The following is a 23,613-nucleotide window of genomic DNA, read 5'->3' on the forward strand; positions in this document are numbered from 1 at the left end:
GCTTTGGCTGTTTCACAAGCTTTAGATTAAGGATTCATCTGGCATTTGGGCTCAAAAAAAATTGCCTAATCTCAAAGGATTAGACAATTTTATAAATGGAATTACCAACAACAGTTGACATAGAACCTGAAAACTGTTAGCTTAATGGCTAGCAGTTTTTTTTGCGTCCACATGATTTCTATTAAAGCGCCGCTTAGAAGTGCCCAATGGTCTGTGCTCAGAGTTGCGCGGCCCAACCAGTGTACGTCAATCTACGACCTTTCCTCATATTCTGAGCTTTGATAAATATGAAAGCGCTATCAATTAGTGGGGAATCTGTCCATTATATATGTTAAACTAAGCACATACATTTCACCACCATCACTATTTTGGGAGGAATATCCTATGACCCGATTATTACATAAGATTCTCATTAGTGGCTTGTCACTAACGCTGTTCACCGGTGTTGCTGCACCGATTATTGGTCAGGCAGATACGTCAACAACCACGACGCCAACCGATACGACCAGCAACACCTACACGATCGGTACGGCAGAACTACCTTATAATGTCATCGTGGATAGTCAAGGCAACACGCACCATGATTCTTGGTATCCGCAGGAATTCCAGACTCTTTCAGCAGCGACCATCCAGGATCCAAGTTTTTCGAGCGATTTTGTAAAACGCAATTCAACAAATGAGACACAGGCTTCTGACGTTTCAGATCAGCTGCATAAACTCACAGCAGAACCGTTAACTGTTACAAGCGGTGAACGACTTTCACAATATTTTGTTGACAACTGGCCTTTAGAAGCTGTACCAACAGAGCAGACATTAATTGACGGGCTTCAAAATTCAACGACCTTCATGACTTGGCTTCTTAAAGCCATGAGTGAGAAAAAATTAGGTATCGTAAAATTCAGCACCATTCAGACTGAATATAATGACTCTATGAGAAATAAACTTACAGCAATAGACGCTTTATTTGGTGGCAATGGTGAAAGCTTGTATGATTCGCCTTTCGCGGATGAACAAGCATTTGACAGCTTTGCTAGTGAGAAGACTTTTGATCTATATAAAGCGCTTTATAACCTGACTAATTACACCGATGCCCAATTGACCACATTGGATCCAGAAGCCTCTGGTAAGTTAGCCCTTTCATTCTTGCAAACCCCTGTAACTGATCTAATAACCAAACCAGCCAACGCGACGACTTATCAAGCGGATGGCCTGCTATCCGCTACAAATGGTTATCCTGGGTTTTTCGTCTTTAAAGATCCAACGACCCCAACGGTACTAACGGCTACTAGTCACGCTGTCACCGTCCACTATATCGATGATCAGGGGCAGACTCTCAAGCCGGATAAAATTCTAACGGGTACCTTGGGCGATTCCTATAAGACCGACCCGCTGACGATCACCGGGTATAAGCTGACTAAGACTACCGGCCAAGAATCCGGGGTTTTCAGCAGTTCCGACCAATCTGTGACCTACACTTATAGTAAAGTGGCAACTGACAAAGTCGTTAAGAATTCCGCTATCTATGGTATTAAGAAACTCAACCTCTATTCTTCCCCCTACCTTCAGTAAATCTACGAAAATCGCTACCTATGCCAAGAAGGCCCGGATGAATCGCCCAATGTTCAAGGTAATTGGGATGACGACTTCCAAGAATGGTGTCAAGCGTTACAAAGTGATTGATCTGAATGGCGCAAAGAAGACTGGCTACATCACTGCGAACGCTAACTACACGGCCCCACTCTATTACGCCACAAAGCAGAATCAAGTGACCGTCATCAATCCCAGCGGTCTGAATGCCTACGCCAAGGTATCGTTGACGGGTAAAAAGATCCACTATAAGCAAGGCCAAGTTCTCAAAGTGAAGGCCATTGTTGGCCATAATCTGACCACCCGTTTCTTACTCAGTAATGGCAGCTATATTTCTGCGAATAAAAAACTAGTTATCGCCGGAAAGTATACGACGCCAAACAAGGTCCTGACCAAGACAGCCGTCAACCGATATGGCACCGCCAACTTAACTCAGAAGAATCGACACATTGCCAAAGCTATCACGCTCAAAGTTACCGGCTATGCCTACTCTAATGCCAACACTTTCCGTAAGAGCGATACGTTACGATACAAAGTCGCTGGTGGCTACATCACCGCAAATAAGTCCTTTGTACGTGTCTTGAACTAAAAACTAGGGATTCAAAAAGAGACGGTCAAGCCCAAATTGGTTTGACCGTCGTTTCGTTTAGCTTAAACTATCCAAAAGGATTTCATCACATGCCTTGAGTTGACACCCCCATTCATACTGGTCAGGTGGTCTCGTAACAATTAATTATGTCGTCATTTGTCATTAATTATCAAGATGCCAGTTAAAATTCGAGTTGCGTTCCGCAATTAACCAGTGTCCCGCAATTTTTTCATATTTATCTTCGTAGCGAACCCCCTCTTGGCTCGTTACATTTTTTCCATTCTTATCCTGCTTAACTAACACAACGAAATTATAAGCCGTCCCTTCCGCATGTGTTTCATCAACTAATCTAACTGTTTGTTGCCCACTCATGTGAAAGACAGAGATGTAGTCTGCCATTGACCCAGAGAACGCCTTCAAGATTGCCTCACGACCACGTAACGTAAAGGTTACTTCACCATCATTAATGATATTGACGATCCCCTCCGGTGTAAACAACTTAACTTGTTTTTCATTTTCCTTAGTGTCAGCGTAGTTCGAAAATAAATCTACTAATTCTTTTAATTCTAAACGATCACTAATTTCTTCAATATTCATTTTATCTCTCTCCTCATTTATTTGGTACATTGATTCCCATGCTTTGGCGACTATCACGCGTGGGATCCTGACTTAACTTTGAAACATAATCAGCAATGCTAGCACGCGACACATCATGGCCTCCGAATGGCGTGCCCTTAGGGATCAACTCGTAATCAACCGGTCCATTCGTATACCAACCTGGTCGAATAATTGTGTAATCCAATGTCGACGCCTCGATAATATTGGCCGCTTGCCGAAAGGGTTTCAGAATAGGATTCCGATATGGATCGAGTGACTCACCCAACCAACTGGGAATCTCCTGATAAATTCCCATTGTCGTCATAAAAATTAATCGTTGCACATTAAATTTCGTCATACTGGCGACAATAGTCTGCGCAAACCGCGCCATATTTCCGCTCAACGCTACAAAAACAAGATCTTGGTCTGGAATGACTTCCGCTAAATCTTCTAGACGGCTTGCATCACCATCCACCATTTTTTCATGCTGCGCGTCCACAAGTTTCAGCTGACTTGCATGCCGTGCAAATAACGTCAGCTGCGCCGCACTGTCACGAAGTAATCGTTGGCGAACCACTTTACCTATTGAGCCAGATGCTCCTATAATTAAAACCTTAGTCATACCTGTCCCCCTAGTCTGCTGGTACCCAACTACCAAATCGCTGTTCTGCTTCTTTTAGCGGAACATTGTAATATCGCTTGTCCTGATTAATTGCTACAATCTCTGCCATCTCATCGTTTGTCAACGCAAAGTCAAAAACATCAAAGTTATCTCGCAAATGCTTAGGATTTGTCGTTTTAGGAAAGACAATGTGCCCACTTTGCAAATGCCACCGCAAAATGATCTGAACATTACTCTTGTTATACTTAGCCGCTAATTCTGTAAAAACTGGCTCATTAATTAATGATGAATCACCATGCCCTAATGGATACCAGGACTCCATTTTCGTTCCATAAGGGGCTAATTTAGCTTTCAAAGCGGTCTGTTGGTAGTACGGATGCAGTTCAACTTGCATCACGGCCGGTTTAATCTTTGCAACTGTTAAAATCTTATCCAGTCTTTCACCATCGAAGTTGCTTAAACCAATCGACCTCACCTTACCATCTCGAACAGCCGCCTCCATCGCCTGCCAAGCACTAACGTAATCGCCAAACTGTTGGTGTAAAAGTAACAGATCAAGATGATCCGTTTTCAGACGTGTCAGCATCTTATCAATTGCGACTGGTGTCTGTGTTTTACCATAATCACTCGGCCATAGCTTGCTTGTAATCCAAACATCATCCCGTGAAAGATCACTTTTTTGAATGGCCGCACCAACACCGCGTTCATTCTGATAGGCATGCGCAGTATCAATATGTCGATATCCCAGCTTTAACGCGGCAGTAACCGTTTTTTCAGTCTCGTCATCTCCGTTGATTTGATAAACACCTAAACCAAATTGTGGAATCCGATGACCATCATTCAAAGTTAAATAAGTCTGCGTCATTCATAAGACTTCCTTTCACTTAATCCTTGATTACATTATCACCCCAACTAACAGACTTCACCAGGGACACTTCTTTTCACTACGGGTAGATATGCCACGGCTTCTGTCAAAGCGTTACCGAACGTTTTAACGCGGTTGTTTGACTGGCTCCCGTCGTACCCAATTCAAGATAAAACTAACGACCACTAACCCAAAACCAACCAACATGATTGTGTGTAACCCGTTGAAGAGAATCGTTCGCATAGCTGGAATCAATTGCTGTGGAAGTTCACCCGCTGTATTGGCATTGGACAACTTGTTAATCATCTCAGTCGTAATTCTACCGCGAGTGCCCACTGCTTGAGTTGCTGTACTCAAGCTTAAGACCGCACCAAAAATGGCCGCCATAAATGTTTGTCCCAGAGTTCGGAAGAGTAATCCAAACGTAGTCGAAACACTGATTAAATCTTTTTCAACGCCATCTTGCAATGAGACTTGCATTGGCGTAAAGGCAAGGCCCATGCCTAGCCCCTCAAATGCGCCGCTCACAATCAACCACCAGTATGGCGCACTCCGCGTTGCCAATGCCATTGCCAATGCAGAAAGCATCACACTCAAGGTGCCAAACATGACGATACGCTTATAGGGCAGTTTGACCATTAGATTAGCCGTGAGTCGTGTGCCTACTAGTAAAAGAATTGAACTCGCAATTTGCGTCAAACCACCCATTGTCGCATTTTTACCAAGTAAACCTTGTGCCCACATTGGTGCATACACGCTATAACCAATCATAAAACCATTGATCAGAAACATGATGACATTTTGAACCTGAACACGTGGATTTCTCAACAAACGCATTGGAATTAACGCGTGTTCCTGATGCGCCTCGACCCAAAGAAATATAGCCAAGATGATCAAGCCTACAATTAGTAGCGATAATGAACGTGTCAGGCTTATTGCTAACCCATCGCTGGCAAACAATAGGACGACAAGGGCAACAGACAATAGTCCAGCGCCAACATAATCAAAGCCATGACGTCGTGTTGACGCTCCAGCATCCTTGTACGTTACCTGTAAGAGCACCATTGAAACAATGCCAATTGGCAAATTAATTAAGAAAACCCAGTGCCATGATAGTGCATCAACAAGCCAGCCACCAATTAGTGGACCGACGACTGTCGATAATGTGTAAAACGCCGTGACCCATCCTAAGGCGCGAGCGCGTTGTGCTGGATTCGGATAAATATCCGCGTAAATAATAAAGGGAATCGATACCATCCCGCCAGCACCAATTCCCATCAGTGCTCTCGCAATAACCAACATCACCATACTCGTCGACACACCACCAAGTAGTGAACTGAGAATAAATAGCGCGACAGAGAATTGAAAAACACGTTTGTTTCCAAAGATCTCACCTACTCGTCCCCACAAAACAGTGGTGACGGCAGTTCCCAACAGAAAGGCAGAACTAATCCAACCAACCAGTCGGATACCATTAAGATCACTCATAATTGCTGGCAATGCGGTATTAACAATAGTGGCATCCAAACCACCCATAAAGTTTGCGATAAGTAGCGCCACTGTTGCTATTGCTAAATTTCTTTTTGTCATATGACCCTCCTCTTAATACATCGTTACTTGCGATCTGATAATCTGCCACTGCGCCGCGTGTTTTTCCAAATCGATTTGTGCCGTCAATGGCCAAGTATTTCGAAACCCATAGATTCTGGCCTCAATTTTATTTTTCATTATTGCGTGTGCCTGATTCCCTGTTACATGAACCGTTAGTACGTCTTCTTGATTATCAAAATACCGCATACGGCCTTGCTTAATTTGTCGCAACCAGTCATCTTTAGACTGATGTTCCCCCGTCACATGAATGAAATCTGCTTCTGGACTGATGACGCGATCTAATAACGGCATATCCTGAGAAATCATCCCAGCAATCTGCTGTCGACAAACTAACTTAATTCGGGCAGCTTCTGTATTTTCCATAAGCATGCTTCACGGCCTCCTCTTACGCTTACGCTACTTGTATGACATGAATCATTATGTAACACCGTGAGACCGGCAACAATGGGCAACATTTCGGGAAATGGGACTTATGCCACACTTCTTAAAAAGACGTGACAAAAAAAGGCGGTGAGTTTGATCAACTCGCCGCCCAAAAGAGATACTATTCAGCTTTTTTCAAGAATTCGTCAACACTGCTGGTCATTAGAACAATTGCTTCTTGAATGACTTCTTCCATCGGTGCTTGCTTTTTGGTTGCAACCCATTGCTTATAAATCTCCAAACCCGTGTTTTGAATGAAGTTCAGTAAGATGCGCTGTTGCCAAGCAGTTAACCGTGAAAATTCTGGAGAAGCATCCCAGGTCTGATGCATCACCTGATCAATCATTTGTTGCCGGATACCCACGTAGGTACCACTGCACGTGATTTTATCATAGGCCTCACCCTGTTGCGCCGAGTATTCAATAAAACTGCGCACGCTCTTCTCAAGGTCTTGCGGATATTTGAACTCACCAACCACTTGCAAATAATCTTGCGAATATCGTGCTTGCATTTCCGCCAACAAATCATCCAGTGTTGGATAGTACCGGTAAAAAGTTTTCTTATTGATTTGTGCGCGCTTAGCTAATTCTGTGACGGTAATTTTTTCGTAATCCTTCTCACAGATCAGCCCTTCGAACGCTGCATAGATACCGTTGATCGTTTTTTGCACGCGTAAGTCTTCGTGTCCCGTAATTTTCATGAGCCATCCCTCTAATTCATCTACTTGCCTGAAGAATAGCGTATTTATGATATGACGTCAAACGACATGATGTACAGAATCATAACGCTGTGTTGCGTGTTTAAATAATGATCTGTAAATAGACTCATAGGCGACTGACAAGAGAAAGCTTTCTTCTGAAACGCCAAGACTTAACTTACTTCTTTAATGAAGTGCCTGTCATAATCTCACCCGTTATTTACGAATCTCCCTAGGTAAAACAATACGTCAGAGCGATCTTCTCAAAAAGCCACCCCGCTAATCCACGTATCCCAGCCTTCAACTCGCGCCTGATCTATGCTACGATAACACGGACAGAAATCTTAATTCGAAAGCGTGACACACCATGGGCCACATCGTCTCAATCATCACCGTAATTATCTCAATTACCGCGTTAGTTATTTCGTTAATCGGTCTCACTTTAGGTTTCCGTAACTGGAAACGAGCCACAGCGAACCAAGATAAATCCGAAAAGTAGACCGAACAACGCCCATCCCCAATACTTGGTGGATGGTTTTCTTTTATCTACGGGAAGACTATAATCAATTTTGTATCGACTAAGTAGGGGGTAATCAACTTGTCCAAATTAACGCGTAAGGGGCTTGCTGGGGTTTTAGTGCTCGGAGCGCTTGCTGTTGTCGGAATGACGGCACCCGCAACCTCAGCACAGGCATCTAGCAAGTATCTCTCAATCAACAACTACAGCAACGCTTATGTCCGGACCAAACGTACCATGTACGTCGGCATTTATCAAAAGCATGGCAATACATACCGGCCACTGCTGAAGAAAAAAGGCTCACTGTTAAAGGTTACCGATACCGAACAGAAGACGAGTAAGAGTCCCGTCTTGGCCTCATTTACATCGGGTGCGGTTCACTACAGTCGCCTCACGCAACTCAAGTTCACCGACACACCCAGCATTCCTTTGACAAAGGCCAACTTTACCCAAGTTACCCTCAAGGCACCGATTCGCGGAACAATTCTCCGAGCCGGCTCTGGCTTCAAGCAGGATAAGGCCGGTAACTTTGGCAATTCATCGGCCTTCTATCTGACCTTGGACAACTACCTGCAATACTACAGCAAGGCGGCAATGATTAAGAATGACCCCGCCGGTACCATGTTCGTCACCAACGGGCGTACCGCAGCTAAGCCTTCCGCAACTGCCAAGATGACGAAGACCACGGTCAAGGGCAATACGACGACCGTCCAGTATAGTTCGCCAATCAAGGGTGTGCCTGGTAAGAAGCTCAGTGCCCACAACTATCAACTTAAGATTAAAAATCTCAAAACCTCTGGGGACAATTACTTCGATGATAATTCTTGGCACGGCCACTGGGATAACTACACCATTAACAACAAGCCCTTCTTCTCGGGGATGATTTATGATTTTGACTAATTGTTAGCTTCAGCTTAACTAAATAGGGAATGATAATGGATTCAGAAATTGAGAGTAATTTCTGAATCCTATTTTTGTGACTTACTATTTTCCTGCAACAAACTACAATGGGATTACGCCAATCATGATACCCTAAGCTATCAGGTTGCTGGCGACTACATAACGACCAATCCACGTTTTATTAATTAGTCGATTTTTCGAGCTAATGACTTGCAAGCTTGCTTAATTTTCTAAAATACGTTGCACTTCAGTAATTGTCAGTGCTAGGTTTTGCTTGCCATGAAGGTTACGTGAATCATGTGCCTCAAAGGCGAATACGTCTTGGTAAAATGGCGCGGCAACTTCCAAAGCTTGAACTGTTAGGAGCGTGACGCCTGTATGAGTAACCACATTCTCTACTATCAACCGCATCAATGCTGCCATCATAATCTTACCAATCCCCATCCCCTGATAGGAACGATCAATTGCAAAGTAGACGATATCAACAGTTGGATAGAGAGAGACTCCGCCAAACATAACTTGTTTTCTTTTACGATATAACCGCTTTAAACTCGTCAATCCCACAGTAGTTGTAAAGAATCCAACTAATTCACTATGATAGCTCATCACAAAAGTTTTCGCTAAATTTGCCGAATCAAAAGTATGCGCCCGTTCTCGAAGAAAATAGTTAATGTCCCGATATTCGGATACGACACTCGGATCAGAATTTAGACCATTGTCACAATCAAAACGACGCAACATATCTTGTGTGAAACTCGTAATTGGAAATATTTCAAGACCTGTCATTTATCGTGAATCTCGGGTTTAGGCAACTTTTCTAACATTTTCTGTACACGCACCAATTTCACCGTACGCTTCGGGGAAAAATCCCCTTGAACCCTTTTTTCAAAATCTGCAGTCTCTTCAGACGATAGACTAATCTCACGAAACTGGCCAATTGGTTTAATAGTTGCCACAATTATCCCTCCATTCCATTTATGTTCCGCCAATCATACCACGGATGAACCACATAGCCTAGCGCTTAGGGCTCATATAAACTATTGGATTTCAGTCCAATTATCTCTGAAAAAACTTATCATTTTACCCAAGCTTATCAAACATGATACGACCAGTGATTTCTGAGATAAGTGGCGCCTATTTCAACACTAGTTATTACAATAATTATGGGAATAAGTTCCCATCAATTTTTCATTATCCTTTACTTCAACTCATTTTGGCGGTCAACAATTTGTCAAAAAAGTCCTCAGCCACCGCCAAGAACCCTTACAAATATTGCCTGTTCTACATGTCTCAATGGACATTTAATTCACCTGTAAACTAGAACTCTTTCGACTCATTATTTCAAATACAAATTGCCACTACGCGCCATTACTTGACCTGCTCTGGCATAGGCTTTTCACTCGCCTAACGAGTTATTGCGTTTGTCGGCTACATTGTAGAAACAAATCGAATCTCTCACGTGCAACCTACGTCGTTTCTCATCATTTAGTCGAATCTCAATTGTTTCAGTCCCTAGGAAGACCAAATCAAATTGATCCGAATTAAGGCCCATCTTCCAATTTGTCTCTTCTTTCTAGCACTTGGGTTAAGACCCACAAATTCTATTTACTCTGCTGTCTCAACAAATATTGATGCTGCTTATACGCCGAAATACTGAGTCCCGTCAATACAACCGCAAACACCAACGGCCACCCGAATACTCCCTGCGGCCGGTTGTATGCGATAATCGGGACTAAGCTTAGCAAGCGATGATGCAAGTCGGCTTGAATATAAGCTCCCGCTGCCACAATCCACGAAATAAGTGCTCCCCCATAAAACCATCTACGCATATTACCTCTCCTCCTAATTGTTGCTACTCCGCTATCTACTTTACGCCTGGCCCTGGCCTTTTTCAAAAAAGTTCTGCAGAGTTACGCCTTTCCGACTATCCTAGAGAGGGAAACACGATGACAAATGGAGGTCTTAAGATGGAATTTAATGTGACACGTGATGGTTTAACTTTAGCTGGGATCTATGAGTCGGCTTCCAAACCAAATGGCACGGTCGCCATTCTCATGCATGGCTTCACCAGTGACCGCGGGTACACGCCAGATTCCTTACTGGTACAGCTCGCAGCACGCTTACGAGCGATTGGGGTTAGTACTGTGCGTTTTGATTTCGATGGTCTCGGTCACAGCGAAGGTGACTTCGCTAACATGACCGTTCTCAGCGAAATCGCCGATGCTCAGGCCGTCTTGACTGCCGTTCAAACGCGACTCCAGCCCCAACAGATTGATTTATTAGGCCACTCCCAGGGCGGTGTCGTGGCTAGCATGTTGGCTGGTTACTACCCAGACCTTATTCACAAACTTGTCTTGATGGCTCCTGCTGCAACGCTTAAGGACGACGCCATTGCAGGACACACTCGTGGTTTAGTCTACGATCCCAACCACATCCCTACACAGCTGCCAATGGACGATGGGATGATCTTAGGGGGCTTTTACCTCCGTACCGCGCAATTGCTCCCCATTTACGAGACCGCTCAGAACTTTACCGGGCCCGTCTGCTTAATCCACGGGGACGCCGACCGCATCGTTTCAAATCAAGCGTCCCAACGCTATGACGCCGTCTATCAGCAGAGCGTCTGCCATCTTATCGCCGGTGCCAGCCACGGTTTAGGCGGTGCCGCTCGAGAAACCGTTCTCCAGCTAGCTACTGACTGGATTGCCGATTAACACTAACCCGGTTCAGGCATTACCCGAGCCTGCTATGTCTACCTTTAGACGTTTCTGGCATCCCTGGTCAGCTTTTAATAAATAGTTAACAAAGCCCCGCAACAAAGATTCGTTGCGGGGCTTTGCCGTGCCAGCATCTAGCCAAAACTACCGGCGATATAATCTTGGGTGACAGGGATTTGGGGATTGCTAAACATCGTTCCAGTTGGCGCATATTCCATGATGTGCCCTAAGTGGAAAAAGGCACATTGACTACTGATTCGTGACGCCTGTTGCATGTTATGCGTCACGATGATAATTGAATATTTCTTCTGTAACTCCAACAAGGTCTCTTCAACCTTAACCGTTGAAATGGGATCCAACGCGCTACAGGGTTCGTCCAGCAGGAGAACATCTGGTGCCATAGCAATTGACCGCGCGATGCACAACCGTTGCTGCTGCCCACCGGATAAGGACAAGGCACTTTTATCAAGACTATCCTTCACTTCGTCCCACAGAGCGGCTCCCTTTAGACTCTGCTCGATTCGTTCTTCGAGTTCGGTCTTTTTCTTGATACCATTGGCCCGTAACGCGTAGACGATATTCTCTCGAATCGACTTGGCAAATGGATTTGGTCGTTGAAAGACCATGCCAATGTGCCGCCGAATTTCGTAGATGTTCACGCCAGGTTCGTTAATGTTAACGCCGTGGTACCAAATTTTTCCGGTTACCGTGGCAATACCGTCGTTCATCCGGTTCAATGAACGCAGGTACGTCGACTTTCCAGAACCAGAAGCACCGATCAGCGCCGTAATCTGGTTCTTGGGAAAAGCCAGGTTCGCGTCAAACATGGCATGGTTACTGCCATAGAAGACTTGCATATCCTCGGTTTTCAAAGCTAACGATGTCTTATCGTCAAACGTCTGTACCGCTGTTTCTTCAAATGAATATTGTTTTAACATGACTGCACCCCCTACTTGCTAGCCGTGACGCGCCGATACAGGTAATTTCCTAATAACCGTGCGCCCAGGTTGAAGAGGAGAACCGCAATAATCAGGACGGCCGAAGCCGCAGCGGATAAGGCCGCTGCGTTGCTGGCCAGACCTTCAGTGTTAACTTTCCAAATGTGCACCGCCAACGTTTCGGCCGGACGGAATGGGTTCAGCGGGCTTGCCGGATCCATTGGGTTCCAGTCTGAAAAGTTGGTCACGGGTGCACTCTGCCCTGCCGTGTAGATCAAGGCAGCGGCTTCACCGAAGACCCGCCCTGCACTGAGGACAATCCCGGTCACAATTCCCGGTAAGGCTACCGGTAAGATGATGCCCAGCTCGGTTTTCCATTTGGATAGACCCAGTGATAGGCCCGCCTCACGTTGATTCCGCGAAACGGCACTGAGTGATTCTTCAATGTTCCGTGTTAACAGTGGTAAGTTGAAGAAGGTCAGCGCAATCGACCCAGAAATAACGGAGAACCCAATCTTGAACTTTACCACGAAGAGTAAGAAACCAAACAGCCCCACCACTACGGATGGCAAGGAGCTCAGAACTTCAATCGCGGAACGGATCAGGCTAGTCCGCCAGTTATCCTTGGCATACTCTGCCAAGTAGATGCCGGCCCCCAAGGAGATGGGGACGGAAATCAACATCGTCAAAAACAACAGGTAGAAGGAATTGAACAGTTGGACCCCAATGCCACCAGCACCACTAAAGGCGTCGGTCGCACCGGTCAGAAATGACCAACTCACGTGAGGTAGGCCTGCAGTTAAAATATAGGCCAATAGGAAGAAAAGTATTCCTACGACGGAAGCAACAATCAAGTCAATCACGACTGTTGCGATGAAATCAGTCCGTTTAGCGTTCATTTTTGAGTTGCCCCCTCTTAGCTATGAAACGTACCAGTGCGTTGAAGAACAGTGACATTAATAACAGAATTAGAGCTAATGACCACAGGGCATTGTTTGGCAACGTCCCATCGATGGTGTCCCCAATCCCCGTCGTTAATTGACTAGTCAACGTTGAAGCTGGTGAAATCAAGTTCTTAGGCATAATTGCTGCATTCCCAATCACCATTTGAACGGCTAAGGCTTCCCCGAAGGCCCGAGCCATTCCAAAGATGACGGCAGTTAAGATTCCAGAAGTTGCTGAGCGCAGAATAACCCGGGATACCGTCTGCCAGCGTGTTGCGCCCAAGGCCAGTGATGCTTCCTTGTAGAACCGTGGTACAGCTCGTAAGCTGTCGACCGTCATGGACGTAATCGTGGGTAAGACCATGACGAATAGAACGAAGGTTGCCGAGATGATCCCGAAGCCGGAACCACCAACCACGTGCCGCATGAACGGCACAATAACGGCCAAACCAATGAACCCGTAGACAACGGATGGGATCCCGACCAGCAATTCAATGACGGGTTGCAGGAATTTCCGCCCACGGTCTGGCGAGATTTCGGTCATGAAGATGGCCGTGCCGAGCGCAAACGGGGTTGCAACGATTGCGGCGGCGAAGGTCACGGCGAACGACCCTAAGATCATGGGTAACGCCCCGATTTGACCTTGGTCAGGTGCCCAGTTAGTACCCGATAGGAACTTCCAGAGGCTTACGTGATTTTGCGTAAACGTGGCAATTCCCTTCGAGGTGATGAACCACAGCATCGACGCGACCACGAGAATGATGATACCGATACAGAAGTAGCTGATCCCGCGACCAATCCAATCTTCACGGGTGGCCTTGGTTGCGTGATGCAACCGTGTATCCCACTCATGTGATTGGGTGTCTTGGTTTTTTAGCTGTGAATTAGTTTGTTCCATTGAATGACTCCCCCTTAAAAAAAGTGAAGGTGCTACGACCGCACCTCCACCCTGTGACGACTACTGACAAAGATCTCCGGTGCTAGTTCTGGGTAACGACACCCTTAGCATCCTTAGTAACCTTCATGTCATGAATACTGATGTAACCCATGTCTTTAACCAAGCTGTTTTGAACGGCCTTTGAGTCCATGTACTTCAGGAAAGCAGTCGTTGCCTTGTCAGGCGTGCCCTTCGTGTACATGTGTTCGTAGGACCAGATCTTCCACTTGTTCGTTTGCACGTTGTTATCAGTTGGCGTTACGTTGTCGATAGAAACGGCTTGTAACTTGTTCGTGAAGTAGGAGAAGGCCAGGTAACTAACGGCCCCTGGTGTCGTGGAAACAATCTTTTGAACGGCACCGTTAGAGTCTTGTTCTTGTGACTTAAGGGCAGTTGCACCCTTCAATACGGCATTTTCAAACGTTGCTCGCGTCCCACTACCTTGTGCCCGGTTGATGATGACGATCTTTTGGTCCTTACCACCGACTTCTTTCCAGTTGGTAATCTTACCGGTGAAGATCTTCTTCACTTGCGCCATCTTCAAGTTCTTGATGCCGGCATCCTTGTTGACTACTGGTGCCATCCCCACGACGGCAACCTTGTGGTCGGTCAACTTGTCTGCCTTGATACCATCCTTCTCTTCGGCAAAAATATCGGAATCACCAATTGAAACTGCTCCGGCTTGAACTTGACTTAAACCAGTCCCAGAACCCCCACCTTGGACGGTCAAATTAACCTTGCTGTTCTTAGCGGTGAAGTTGGCCCCAGCCTTGGCTGCCAGTGGTTGTAATGCAGTTGACCCTACAGCTGTTACTTTACCAGAAAGTGCCTCGCTACTTCCTTTACTACTCGTTGAGCTAGTGGCTTTACCACAACCAACTAATAATACGCTAAGTGCTGCAATCCCCATTGCTAACTTTGATCCCTTATTCATCTCTGTCACTCCATGTCATTAAAAGTAGTAGAACCATTTCAAGAATCACGATAGCTTTTCTTAAAATGCCTCCCCGTAACTTACAACCCTGATTCTAAGCGATGAATATATATTATTCGTAGCAATCGTGTAAATTTTCGGTAAATGTTGCCAAATTCTCAATAAATTTCTTTATATTTCGATAGTTAACCCCCAAACACGATTAATTGCGTAAATGTGGGTCGTTAATTGCGTCTTGCCGGTAAAATGGCTAGAATTAGAGTAAGAGGTGACCAGAAGTGGCAAATAAAAGTGAACGTAAAGCACGGCACGCCATGATCGTTGATATGAACGACTTCTTAATGGATTATGCCGCATCAAAATTGGGTGAAAAGGCAGATTTAGCGCAGCAAGTCGCTGCCGCCGGCAAGAGTGATCTGACCGGCCTAGACGACTTATTCAAGGACAATGGTATCGGTCGGCGAACGAAGTATTTAGACCTCGCTTCCGGTTTCCTACGGGACGAAGCGGATGCCGATAAAGCTGATGCACCAAGTGACTTTGATGCCGCAACTGCGGCATTGGGCCAAGAAGCCATCGACTATCTGAGTAGCCATCCCCAAGAATTCAACCGCTGGGAAGAAGCTTAAAAGCAAATACCGTTAGTCCGATTGACTTTTAAAGTCACCGGACTAACGGTTTTTTTGCCTAATTAACGGCCATTTCTGTCAATTTTAATTTTTGCTTGACCTCGAACGCGTTTCAGAAGGTAGACTTTACCCATCCAAGACAGGAGCGATTCACGATGATTACCTACCTTTTTTCTGATCTCGACGGGACACTGCTCACGCCCACCGGACAAGTCAGTCCGACAACTATTGCGACAATTCAGGACAGCGGCCTCCCGCTAACGCTAGTTTCTGCACGGGCCCCTATCGAAATGTTACCGCCATTGGCCGCACTTAACTTAACCGGACCACAGATTGCCTTCAACGGCGGGCTCATTTTCAAAGTTCGCGGTTCTCAAATCATTCCCTTGAGATCCCATCCACTCACCAAAAGTTGTCTTGCTACGCTACTCCGTATGATTCAGAATAACTTCCCAACCGTTAGTCTCAGCTGTTATACGCAGAATAACTGGTATACTGAGCGTATTGACCGCGGAACCTTGACAGAGCAGATACTGACTGGACAAACTGCACAAATCACAACCTATGATCAGCTACTAGTAAAGCCCAACACTGCATTCTACAAAGTTATGGTGATGTCTTTAGATACCGCCTTGCTTCAGCGTTTGGCAGTCGCATTGCGCCAATTGGACCTCACCGACATCAGTATCAAACGCTCCGGCGAGACCTATTTAGAAATTACCAGCAAGCTTGCCCAAAAATCTACTGGCGTTCAGTTCATTAAGGACTATTATCACCTCAATACAAGTGAAACGGCAGCTTTTGGTGATGGTGAAAATGACTTGCCCATGCTTAAAGCGGTTGGCACACCCATCGTGATGGGCAACGCTACTCCGGAAATTAAACGCCAGGGTGTTTGGGTGACCACGACCAATGCCGAAGACGGTGTGGCCTATGCCATTCAATATTATTTACGAGGCGAATGATTATGACCAATATTCGAGATATTGCCCAATTATCAGGTTATTCAATTTCAACTGTATCACGCGTCATCAATCATCAAAATTACGTCTCGGACGAGACCCGTGTTGCGATTCAAAAAGTCATCAATCAACTGGATTACGTTCCCAATGCCGTTGCCCGTGACCTCAGTCGTGGCAAGACTTTCAACGTTGGGGTAGTCCTGCCGAACTCTGATCATCCCTATTTCACGCAACTCGTTCACGGTATCATGCGTGCCGCCTTCGCTACCAATTATCGTGTCGTCCTGCTACCCTCCAAATATAATGTAACTCTAGAACTCCAATACCTACAGGACTTGCGGCAAAGGGCTTATGATGCGCTCATCTTTACATCGCATGGCTTACCCTTGACTGCACTCAACCGGTATCGTCAGTATGGGACCATTGTTGTCTGCGAGAATCCGCATGACTGTCCCATTCCCGCAGCTTATGCAGAACGTTTAACGACCTATCAAGCAGCATTTAATTTATTAAAACAACGAGGATTTCATCAAATCGGACTACTCGCTAGCCGACCGGTTGCGGTAAGTGCCACTTGCCAAGCTATGGTTACCAGTTATCAGTCCATCTTCCATCAAGCCCCCGAACCTGAACTAATGCGTACCGATGTGACAACACCAGCTGACGCCCACCGATCTGGTGAGTATTATATCGCGCATCATCTTAAACCCGATGCCATTCTGACTAATGGCGATGATAACGCTGTTGGTTTGTTGCGTGCCTATCACGAACACAACCAGCAACCACCCTATCTCATTGGCCAGGAGCATCAGCTATCTGGCGAAGTATTACGGCTACCAACCATAGATCATCATTTCAATGAGGTTGGGGCCAAGGCATTCGATTTGGCAGTCACTGGCCAGCAGGGAAAAATTGCGATTGCCTCTCACCTTATCGTTCCGTCTGAAGTAGAATCAAATAAGGACCTGGGATAAGCTTTCCCAGATCCTTTATCATTAATTTTATATAGCCGAAACGTGGGACAGCAGACAGCTAGCTGCGCTTAACCCCATAAGAAGAATAATCCAAACCCGGGATTTTTCTCCTTATGGGGTTAATGCTCACGGGTTGCTTTCTAACCCTATATAGCCGAAACGTGCGCCAAGGAGCAGACAGCTGCGCTTAACCCCAATAAGCAAATAATCCAAACCCGGAATTTTTTGCTTATTGACGTTAATGCTCACTGTCTAACCGCTCCTTGGCGCACTCTTTTACTATTTCCAATCCCACAAATCGGCCTTCATATTAGTCCCAATAATCTGTGTTAATAAATCAATGAACTGATCCGGCATGTACTTGGTCGTGTCCAGTTCCGTTGGCTGGTCGTTTACCTTGGTGATAATTAATCCTTTATGTGCCAAATGTAATCCGTACTTGGGGGAAATTTCACATAGTCGTGCTATCTGTTCTTCGCTCACCGCTAAGTCTCCTTGAGTTTCTGTTTAACCTGAGCTTAGCGAATCTGTTAGCCGTCGTCAAGCGACTAGTAACAATACTTATCAGCTGCCAATTGTTGGTGAATTGCACCGGCCAGTAGCGCTTCATCCGGGCCCTCCGCAACTATCTGAACATAATGGCCCGCGTAGCCTGTCAGCTCGGCAACTTCTTCGTGTTGACTTGGATCGATCTCAAGATCGCGGACCTTAATTTTGGCTTTACCATCATGCTTCTGGCAAATTTTCTGTAACGCTGGGGCTTCATCAACGGTTGGCATCTCTTCAAATAATGGAAATCCAATTGTCTTCATCATGATCACCTCTTCCTTCTATTGTAAGCGATTACATATTGAAAGCCAAGACTTTTCACATTATTTCACAAAGTAAAACTAGTCCACGAACACGCGTTCAAAGTCAGCTAAAAGTATGGTATGCTTATTGCCAGAAATGGAGGCAATAAGCGCATGTCAATTAAACTGGGGGTTCGTGAATTAGTTGAATTTACCTTGCGAACCGGGGATCTAGGGAGCACCAGCAATAGTCAGAACACAGCGCTCCTGGGTGCGCGCATCCACCGTCGCCTGCAAAAACAGCGCGGAGAGAATTATCAAAAAGAATACTATCTCGATCTGAATTTAACTTTAAACGGCGTCGACTACCTGCTTCACGGCCGCGCGGATGGCGTCACGTTGACCGACGATGGTGCCAGTATCGAAGAGATTAAAACGTCTGAGACTGTCTTTGACCAACTCAGCAAGAACACCCTGACGCTTTACTGGGGCCAGGTCAAGCTCTACGCCTACCTACTGATGCAAAAAGAAACTGACCTCGATGAAGTCACGTTAACCCTTACTTATTTCCAGACCAACACGGAGACAACGACCCAGACGGACCAAGTGATCAGTCGTCAAGCCGCCAAAGAATTTTTTGATAAGGTTATTGCCGAGTACATCACCTGGCTGAAGTTTCGCTCAGATCTACGTGAACGCCGCGACCCAACCATCCAGCAGCTCACGTTTCCCTTCGGCCATTACCGTCCAGGCCAACGCGAGCTCGCCGTCGCCGTCTACAAGACAATTCTCACCAATAAGCGGCTCTTTGCCGAATCCCCGACCGGAACTGGGAAGACGATTTCCACCCTATTTCCGACGATCAAAGCCATCGGTGAGGGCATTATCCAACGCATCTTCTACCTAACCGCCAAACAGAGCACCCGAACCGTGGCTGAGGAGGCCGTCAGCCTCATGGCAAGTCAGGGCCTCAAGCTCAAAAGTATCACGCTCACGGCCAAGGAGAAGATTCAATTCCCGGAAGAAGCCGACCTGCAGCCTGATGAGAACCCCTATATGTTGGGCTATTACGACCGGTTAAAACCAGCTCTTCTCGATCTTATCGACCACAATGACCAGCTCACACGACCCGTCATTGAAGACTATGCCCGCAAACACATGCTCGATCCGTTTGAATTTCAACTGGACGCGAGTCTCCTTTGTGATATCGTCATTGGCGATTACAACTACCTCTTCGACCCTCAAGTCCACCTCCAACGCTTCTTTACCGCCGAGGATCCAGACAATTTCTTCCTAATTGACGAAGCCCACAACCTGGTCAACCGTTCCCGGGAAATGTATTCCGCGGAACTTACCAGTCGACCGCTAGACCGCCTGGTTGAGCAGAGCCGCGACCTCAAGCAAGCCACACCAAAGTTACGACGCCGACTGCAGGATCTGCGGGCGACCTTCGACGACATCGTGGCGCCGCTGCTTCAAGACGGCCAGACCGACAGCACCTTTCTCACACCACCAGAAGACTTCAACCACGACTTGTCTCGCCTGGTTGAAGCTATCCACGATTGGCTGGTCGACCAACCGCAGACGCCCTTCACGCAGAGCATCCTCGACTACTACTTCGCTGCCATTAGTTATCAGCGAATCGGCGACTATTACGACGACACCTACCGCATGCGCCTGAGCGTGGCGGACGGCAATATCACCATTAAACAGCTCTGTTTGGATCCCAGCGCCTTTCTGGCCGACAGCTTGGCCCTGGGTCACGGGGCCGTTCTCTTCTCGGCGACCCTCTCGCCGATGGACTACTACCAAACGGTTCTCGGCGGCGACACTGAAAGCTTGGCCTACCAGCTCAATTCGCCCTTTGAACCGCAGCACCAAGCCATTTTAGTCACCAATTATATTCAAACAACCTACAAACAACGCAACGCCAACCTCGCAAATATCTTGCTGGCCATTAAGACGCTAGTGGATGGTAAGACCGGCAACTATCTGATTTTCCTGCCATCCTATAGCTACCTGCTCGACGTGACCCAAGCCTTTAGCATGGCTTACCCACACATTAAAACCGTAATTCAGCAGGCCAAGATGGCTGAGGCCGACCGCACCGCCTTTCTCGCTAACTTCGTGGCCGATCCGCAAGAAACGTTGGTCGGTTTTGCTCTTCTCGGCGGCATCTTTGCCGAGGGAATCGACCTCAAGGCCAACCGACTGATCGGCGTCGGTGTTGTCAGTGTTGGTCTCCCGGGTATCAACCCCGAAACGGATCTGATTCGCGACTACTTCGACGAACAGTCCCAGCAGGGCTTTGCGTTTGCCTACCAGCTCCCCGGCTTGAACAACGTCTTTCAAGCCGCTGGGCGCTTGATTCGTGGCTCTAAGGATGTTGGCATTATTCTGCTGATGGATCAGCGCTTCTCTAGTCCGCGCTACACCCACCTTTACCCACAACATTGGCAGCATTTCCGCCGCCTCTACCGTCCCGAACAACTAACGACTGCCGTCCAAAATTTCTGGCATCAGGAGGCCTCTTCATGAAAACCAAACTCACCCTTGCTTTGGAAAAAACACTGTATTACTACTGCAAAGAAGCTGGTGCCTTCCCCGTTGAGGAGGTGACCATGCCCGATGATAGGGGCATTGTCGACACCCTCAGTTACCAAGAAATGTCAGACCTGTCGATTGAATGGCGCTGTTATGAACTAAAGGTGACCAAATCAGACTTTCACTCCAAGGCCAAGCTATCCTTTATCGGCCACTACAATTACTTTGTCCTGCCCCTGAAACTCTATCAGGAAGTGGCCGACGAGATTCCCGCCGGCATTGGTGTTCTGATCTACCGGCCCTTCGATAAGGACATGCTGGCAACCGCCACCGAAGCTCCCGTTACCCCGGGCTATCTGACCGTCGCCCGGTCCCCACGACGGCAAGACCTCCAAGTGCCGGCTAGTCAGTTGACCACCCGATTTATTGCCTCACAGGCGCGTGAGGTCAACAAGGCAAAACAGATGGAAACCGGGCTAAAACAGTACAGCACCGATCGCCTCTATCAGGAGTTGAAGAAGCGACATCAACACTACGATATCTATGATCCCGAGGCAAACTTTTATGACCAATTCATTGAAGATACCCAGTCAGCCGCCGTCACCGCCCTTCAGACTGAGGTTGATGCCCTGAATTTAGAACGCCACAACCTGCAACAACGGTTAAGGGAGGACTGACACATGCTCTATTTACCTTACTTTCGTGGCCGGCAGTACGACCTGCAAGCGCTTAAGTCCATCGCCGAACAGCAAATTTTGCCAGCCAACATCATCCCTATCATCGAACCCGTTCGTGATATTCGGGCGCTGCCCCAGACGATCGCGGCCTTTGTGACGCATGATCACCCCATCGTGGTCATTGCAAATCCGACCGTTAGCGACTACGCTCTGACTCAAGAGAAGCTTAACGACTGGCGACCGTATCAGGATAATCCCAACCTCATTGTTGGCCACGTATTGACGCCCACCCTCATTCCAGATAGTCTTACAGCGTCGGCGGGCCACCAGACATTACTGGTCGCCCGGCAATATGATGCGCTTAAAACAGCGCAACACGCCGGCTGGTTGACGGCGCCCGACTACCTATTAGTGCCGCCGGAAGCCCGCATTCGTCAGCTGTTGGATCGTCCAACGGTTAGCCTCTTCGATCATGCTTGGTTCCCGGAACACGACCGCAGCTACGCCGATATTGAGGATGGCTTTTTCAGTGACGATTGGGCGCCGGCTGACATCAATAACTACGTTGGTTTCAGCGACTACACGATTGGCGGCGGCCATTACAGTGAACACAGCTATCCCGCCAAGGCGGTCACCCTACACCTCACGTATTTTCGCAGCGATCAGCTCCGCATCCACCGCTTCGTCTCCACCGACCGTGACGATTTCCGCCATCCCAAAGAAAAGTTTTTCCAAGCGGTGGCTAAACTAGCAGCGTGGTTGCCACAACAACCGGCGGCTACACAGACACCGGCGGCCCAACAGTTAGCTGCCTACCACGAGCAACAACATTTCCCCGGACTGGGTGTGGTAAAGCAGTTGAGTCTGGAACATCATTTGCAGGTGATGGCGGGGTACTTTAAGGCGCACTTTCCGGTAGAAAACTTAAATTAGGTTTCATAATATTCGCATGAAAAATGGCGGCCAATACTGGTCGCCATTTTTCATGTGGATATTATTTACTTCACAGCCGTTACTAACTTCTTATTGGCGGTGACATACTGGCCATTATTCAAAACAAACCTTGTCGTTAGATTATGCTTTTTCAGTGCAACAACCTTTAAAGTCTTGTCTCGCTTAACATGTTTCATCTGCTTGGTTAGATTCGAGTTCTTGTATAAATTAACCCCATGTTTGTTCACGACTTTGATCCGTTGTACTGCCTTCTGATAGTAAACTGAGTCCACAAAATCCTTTCGTGCAGTGATATATCCTGTCTCACCAGCCGTTTTACTATTCTGATTCACGTCTTTAACATGGTAGCGGCGTAATCCCGACTGTGAATACCCATAACCAATCACCACGAACATTGGTCGATCAGTACGCGGTACCTTCACGTACTTTGCTATCCGCTGGGTCTTATTAAATGTCGACTTCTGATATAAGTATAACTTCTTCAGCCCATAAACTGCTGACTTTTTAGGAGCCACCGCGCCAACTGCAGCTTTGGCCGCCTTTACAGTCAATGTAACGGTCTTAGTCTTTCCATTTTCTGCTTTAAGAATCAACGTGTAAGTTCCTGGCTTCTTCAGATTGGCTTTGTTGGTATCTACCGTGACAGGAATAGACTTCCCATTGCTATCTGTCGCCGTTGCATTGAATGTGGCAGCAGTGACTTTTTGACCAACTGTCACGGTTGCGGTGGTATCTGCCGTCAAGTTTGCCAGATCAGTAGAAGGGGATGTTCCCGTTTGACTACTAGGAGTCGTATAGTGAACGGTTGTGACGTAAGCCCCATCCTTTGCAAAGCTCACGTTAACTTCTTTTTGATCGGGCACATAGTTATTCACTGATGGACTGACAACTGTAGCTGGCTCTTTCCCCGCATAACCATGAACAACCGTGTCCTCGTGTGCAGCCGTACCATCTGGTAAAACGTATTTGATTGTCATTGTGTAGTTATTATTGATGACATAAATCGTAAAATTAGGTATTTTGTAAGTATATAGCAGATTAGAATGAGTCATTTTCTCAGGTACGACAAATTCTTCAGGGAGTGTCAAATTTTTTGTGTAAATGGAAGTCCTCTCCCATTAGCTAGCTTCTAATACATGGATTCTAACGTATCTTGAATTTGCTTGAAACCTCGATGCGTTCGCTCAAAATTTTGGCCGTTGTA

26 protein-coding genes and 1 pseudogene are annotated in these 23,613 nt (G+C 46.7%); 10 read left to right on the forward strand and 17 right to left on the reverse strand.

The genetic code is table 11. The annotated features are described in order from the left end of the window. Positions 1-384: 384 nt before the first annotated feature. Entirely contained in the window at positions 385-1,569 is a 1,185-nt protein-coding gene (locus ACKTSF_RS12895) for a MucBP domain-containing protein (protein ID WP_407890021.1), read from the forward strand. Beyond that, positions 1,523-2,176 (forward strand): DUF5776 domain-containing protein, encoded by a 654-nt coding sequence (locus ACKTSF_RS12900; RefSeq protein ID WP_407890023.1) that lies wholly within the window; start codon positions 1,523-1,525, stop codon positions 2,174-2,176. The genes ACKTSF_RS12895 and ACKTSF_RS12900 overlap by 47 nt, the downstream gene beginning before the upstream one ends. 162 nt (positions 2,177-2,338) lie before the next feature. On the opposite strand, the gene ACKTSF_RS12905 is transcribed toward ACKTSF_RS12900, so the two are convergent. The 6 genes from ACKTSF_RS12905 to ACKTSF_RS12930 all read right to left on the reverse strand — a co-directional run bounded on the left by ACKTSF_RS12905 (position 2,339) and on the right by ACKTSF_RS12930 (position 6,994). After that, positions 2,339-2,773, reverse strand: a complete 435-nt coding sequence (locus ACKTSF_RS12905; protein WP_407890025.1) for a nuclear transport factor 2 family protein — start codon at positions 2,771-2,773, stop codon at positions 2,339-2,341. Between the two features lie 13 nt (positions 2,774-2,786). Further along, a complete protein-coding gene (locus ACKTSF_RS12910; protein ID WP_407890027.1) occupies positions 2,787-3,395 on the reverse strand; it encodes an NAD(P)H-binding protein in 609 nt (202 codons plus the stop codon). A gap of 10 nt (positions 3,396-3,405) precedes the next feature. Beyond that, positions 3,406-4,260, reverse strand: a complete 855-nt coding sequence (locus tag ACKTSF_RS12915) for an aldo/keto reductase (protein WP_407890029.1) — start codon at positions 4,258-4,260, stop codon at positions 3,406-3,408. Positions 4,261-4,386: 126 nt separating this feature from the next. Then, on the reverse strand, positions 4,387-5,850 hold the full coding sequence (locus tag ACKTSF_RS12920; RefSeq protein ID WP_407890031.1) for an MFS transporter: 1,464 nt from the start codon (positions 5,848-5,850) through the stop codon (positions 4,387-4,389). A gap of 12 nt (positions 5,851-5,862) precedes the next feature. Then, positions 5,863-6,240 carry a nuclear transport factor 2 family protein gene (locus tag ACKTSF_RS12925; protein ID WP_407890033.1) on the reverse strand — a complete coding sequence of 126 codons (378 nt, stop codon included), beginning with the start codon at positions 6,238-6,240 and terminating at the stop codon, positions 5,863-5,865. A gap of 175 nt (positions 6,241-6,415) precedes the next feature. Next, a complete protein-coding gene (locus ACKTSF_RS12930; protein WP_407890035.1) occupies positions 6,416-6,994 on the reverse strand; it encodes a TetR/AcrR family transcriptional regulator in 579 nt (192 codons plus the stop codon). 595 nt (positions 6,995-7,589) lie between these two features. Here ACKTSF_RS12930 and ACKTSF_RS12935 point away from each other — a divergent pair. Further along, entirely contained in the window at positions 7,590-8,408 is an 819-nt protein-coding gene (locus ACKTSF_RS12935; protein WP_407890037.1) for a hypothetical protein, read from the forward strand. A 222-nt stretch (positions 8,409-8,630) separates the two neighbouring features. Here the strand turns inward: ACKTSF_RS12935 and ACKTSF_RS12940 are convergent, their stop codons facing one another. The 4 genes and pseudogenes from ACKTSF_RS12940 to ACKTSF_RS12955 form a co-directional block, all read right to left on the reverse strand. After that, positions 8,631-9,194: a GNAT family N-acetyltransferase gene (locus ACKTSF_RS12940; protein WP_407890039.1), complete on the reverse strand. Its 564-nt coding sequence runs from the start codon at positions 9,192-9,194 to the stop codon at positions 8,631-8,633. Continuing rightward, the gene (locus tag ACKTSF_RS12945) at positions 9,191-9,364 is read right to left on the reverse strand and encodes a hypothetical protein (protein ID WP_407890041.1); all 174 of its coding nucleotides are present in this window, start codon (positions 9,362-9,364) and stop codon (positions 9,191-9,193) included. Before ACKTSF_RS12945 ends, ACKTSF_RS12940 begins: the two co-directional genes overlap by 4 nt. Positions 9,365-9,846: 482 nt before the next feature. Further along, a pseudogene (locus ACKTSF_RS12950) lies at positions 9,847-9,960 on the reverse strand (ASCH domain-containing protein); the annotation flags it as partial. A gap of 49 nt (positions 9,961-10,009) precedes the next feature. Beyond that, the gene (locus ACKTSF_RS12955) at positions 10,010-10,237 is read right to left on the reverse strand and encodes a hypothetical protein (RefSeq protein WP_407890042.1); all 228 of its coding nucleotides are present in this window, start codon (positions 10,235-10,237) and stop codon (positions 10,010-10,012) included. Positions 10,238-10,375: 138 nt separating this feature from the next. On the opposite strand from ACKTSF_RS12955, the gene ACKTSF_RS12960 reads away from it, so the two are divergent. After that, complete coding sequence (locus tag ACKTSF_RS12960) at positions 10,376-11,122, forward strand: alpha/beta hydrolase (protein WP_407890044.1); 747 nt, start codon at positions 10,376-10,378, stop codon at positions 11,120-11,122. A gap of 137 nt (positions 11,123-11,259) precedes the next feature. On the opposite strand, the gene pstB is transcribed toward ACKTSF_RS12960, so the two are convergent. The 4 genes from pstB to ACKTSF_RS12980 all read right to left on the reverse strand — a co-directional run bounded on the left by pstB (position 11,260) and on the right by ACKTSF_RS12980 (position 14,878). Then, positions 11,260-12,063 carry a phosphate ABC transporter ATP-binding protein PstB gene (pstB, locus tag ACKTSF_RS12965; RefSeq protein WP_407890046.1) on the reverse strand — a complete coding sequence of 268 codons (804 nt, stop codon included), beginning with the start codon at positions 12,061-12,063 and terminating at the stop codon, positions 11,260-11,262. A gap of 11 nt (positions 12,064-12,074) precedes the next feature. Further along, positions 12,075-12,962 (reverse strand): phosphate ABC transporter permease PstA, encoded by an 888-nt coding sequence (gene pstA / locus ACKTSF_RS12970; RefSeq protein WP_407890048.1) that lies wholly within the window; start codon positions 12,960-12,962, stop codon positions 12,075-12,077. Then, positions 12,952-13,905 carry a phosphate ABC transporter permease subunit PstC gene (pstC, locus tag ACKTSF_RS12975; RefSeq protein WP_407890050.1) on the reverse strand — a complete coding sequence of 318 codons (954 nt, stop codon included), beginning with the start codon at positions 13,903-13,905 and terminating at the stop codon, positions 12,952-12,954. Before pstC ends, pstA begins: the two co-directional genes overlap by 11 nt. 82 nt (positions 13,906-13,987) lie before the next feature. Next, on the reverse strand, positions 13,988-14,878 hold the full coding sequence (locus ACKTSF_RS12980; RefSeq protein ID WP_407890052.1) for a phosphate ABC transporter substrate-binding protein PstS family protein: 891 nt from the start codon (positions 14,876-14,878) through the stop codon (positions 13,988-13,990). Positions 14,879-15,156: 278 nt separating this feature from the next. On the opposite strand from ACKTSF_RS12980, the gene ACKTSF_RS12985 reads away from it, so the two are divergent. The 3 genes from ACKTSF_RS12985 to ACKTSF_RS12995 all read left to right on the forward strand — a co-directional run bounded on the left by ACKTSF_RS12985 (position 15,157) and on the right by ACKTSF_RS12995 (position 17,443). Further along, positions 15,157-15,507 (forward strand): hypothetical protein, encoded by a 351-nt coding sequence (locus ACKTSF_RS12985; RefSeq protein ID WP_407890054.1) that lies wholly within the window; start codon positions 15,157-15,159, stop codon positions 15,505-15,507. Positions 15,508-15,662: 155 nt separating this feature from the next. Beyond that, the gene (locus ACKTSF_RS12990) at positions 15,663-16,472 is read left to right on the forward strand and encodes an HAD family hydrolase (protein WP_407890056.1); all 810 of its coding nucleotides are present in this window, start codon (positions 15,663-15,665) and stop codon (positions 16,470-16,472) included. A 2-nt stretch (positions 16,473-16,474) separates the two neighbouring features. Then, positions 16,475-17,443: a LacI family DNA-binding transcriptional regulator gene (locus ACKTSF_RS12995; RefSeq protein WP_407890058.1), complete on the forward strand. Its 969-nt coding sequence runs from the start codon at positions 16,475-16,477 to the stop codon at positions 17,441-17,443. Positions 17,444-17,722: 279 nt separating this feature from the next. Here the strand turns inward: ACKTSF_RS12995 and ACKTSF_RS13000 are convergent, their stop codons facing one another. Both ACKTSF_RS13000 and ACKTSF_RS13005 read right to left on the reverse strand, forming a co-directional pair. Further along, entirely contained in the window at positions 17,723-17,926 is a 204-nt protein-coding gene (locus ACKTSF_RS13000; RefSeq protein WP_407890060.1) for a hypothetical protein, read from the reverse strand. A 65-nt stretch (positions 17,927-17,991) separates the two neighbouring features. Continuing rightward, complete coding sequence (locus tag ACKTSF_RS13005; RefSeq protein ID WP_407890062.1) at positions 17,992-18,258, reverse strand: PTS sugar transporter; 267 nt, start codon at positions 18,256-18,258, stop codon at positions 17,992-17,994. Positions 18,259-18,408: 150 nt separating this feature from the next. Here ACKTSF_RS13005 and ACKTSF_RS13010 point away from each other — a divergent pair, with 150 nt between their 5' ends. From ACKTSF_RS13010 to ACKTSF_RS13020, 3 genes are read left to right on the forward strand one after another with little or no spacing between them, the layout of a single operon-like run. Then, positions 18,409-20,772, forward strand: coding sequence for an ATP-dependent DNA helicase (locus ACKTSF_RS13010; RefSeq protein ID WP_407890064.1), 2,364 nt, complete (start codon positions 18,409-18,411; stop codon positions 20,770-20,772). Then, positions 20,769-21,455 carry a hypothetical protein gene (locus tag ACKTSF_RS13015; protein ID WP_407890065.1) on the forward strand — a complete coding sequence of 229 codons (687 nt, stop codon included), beginning with the start codon at positions 20,769-20,771 and terminating at the stop codon, positions 21,453-21,455. Before ACKTSF_RS13010 ends, ACKTSF_RS13015 begins: the two co-directional genes overlap by 4 nt. Before the next feature lie 3 nt (positions 21,456-21,458). Beyond that, entirely contained in the window at positions 21,459-22,388 is a 930-nt protein-coding gene (locus ACKTSF_RS13020; RefSeq protein WP_407890067.1) for a sce7725 family protein, read from the forward strand. A gap of 65 nt (positions 22,389-22,453) precedes the next feature. Here ACKTSF_RS13020 and ACKTSF_RS13025 read toward each other — a convergent pair whose 3' ends face one another. Beyond that, the gene (locus ACKTSF_RS13025; protein ID WP_407890069.1) at positions 22,454-23,386 is read right to left on the reverse strand and encodes a DUF5776 domain-containing protein; all 933 of its coding nucleotides are present in this window, start codon (positions 23,384-23,386) and stop codon (positions 22,454-22,456) included. Positions 23,387-23,613: the final 227 nt, after the last annotated feature.

The organism is Levilactobacillus muriae (genome assembly GCF_045862015.1).
Lineage (GTDB): Bacteria > Bacillota > Bacilli > Lactobacillales > Lactobacillaceae > Levilactobacillus > Levilactobacillus muriae.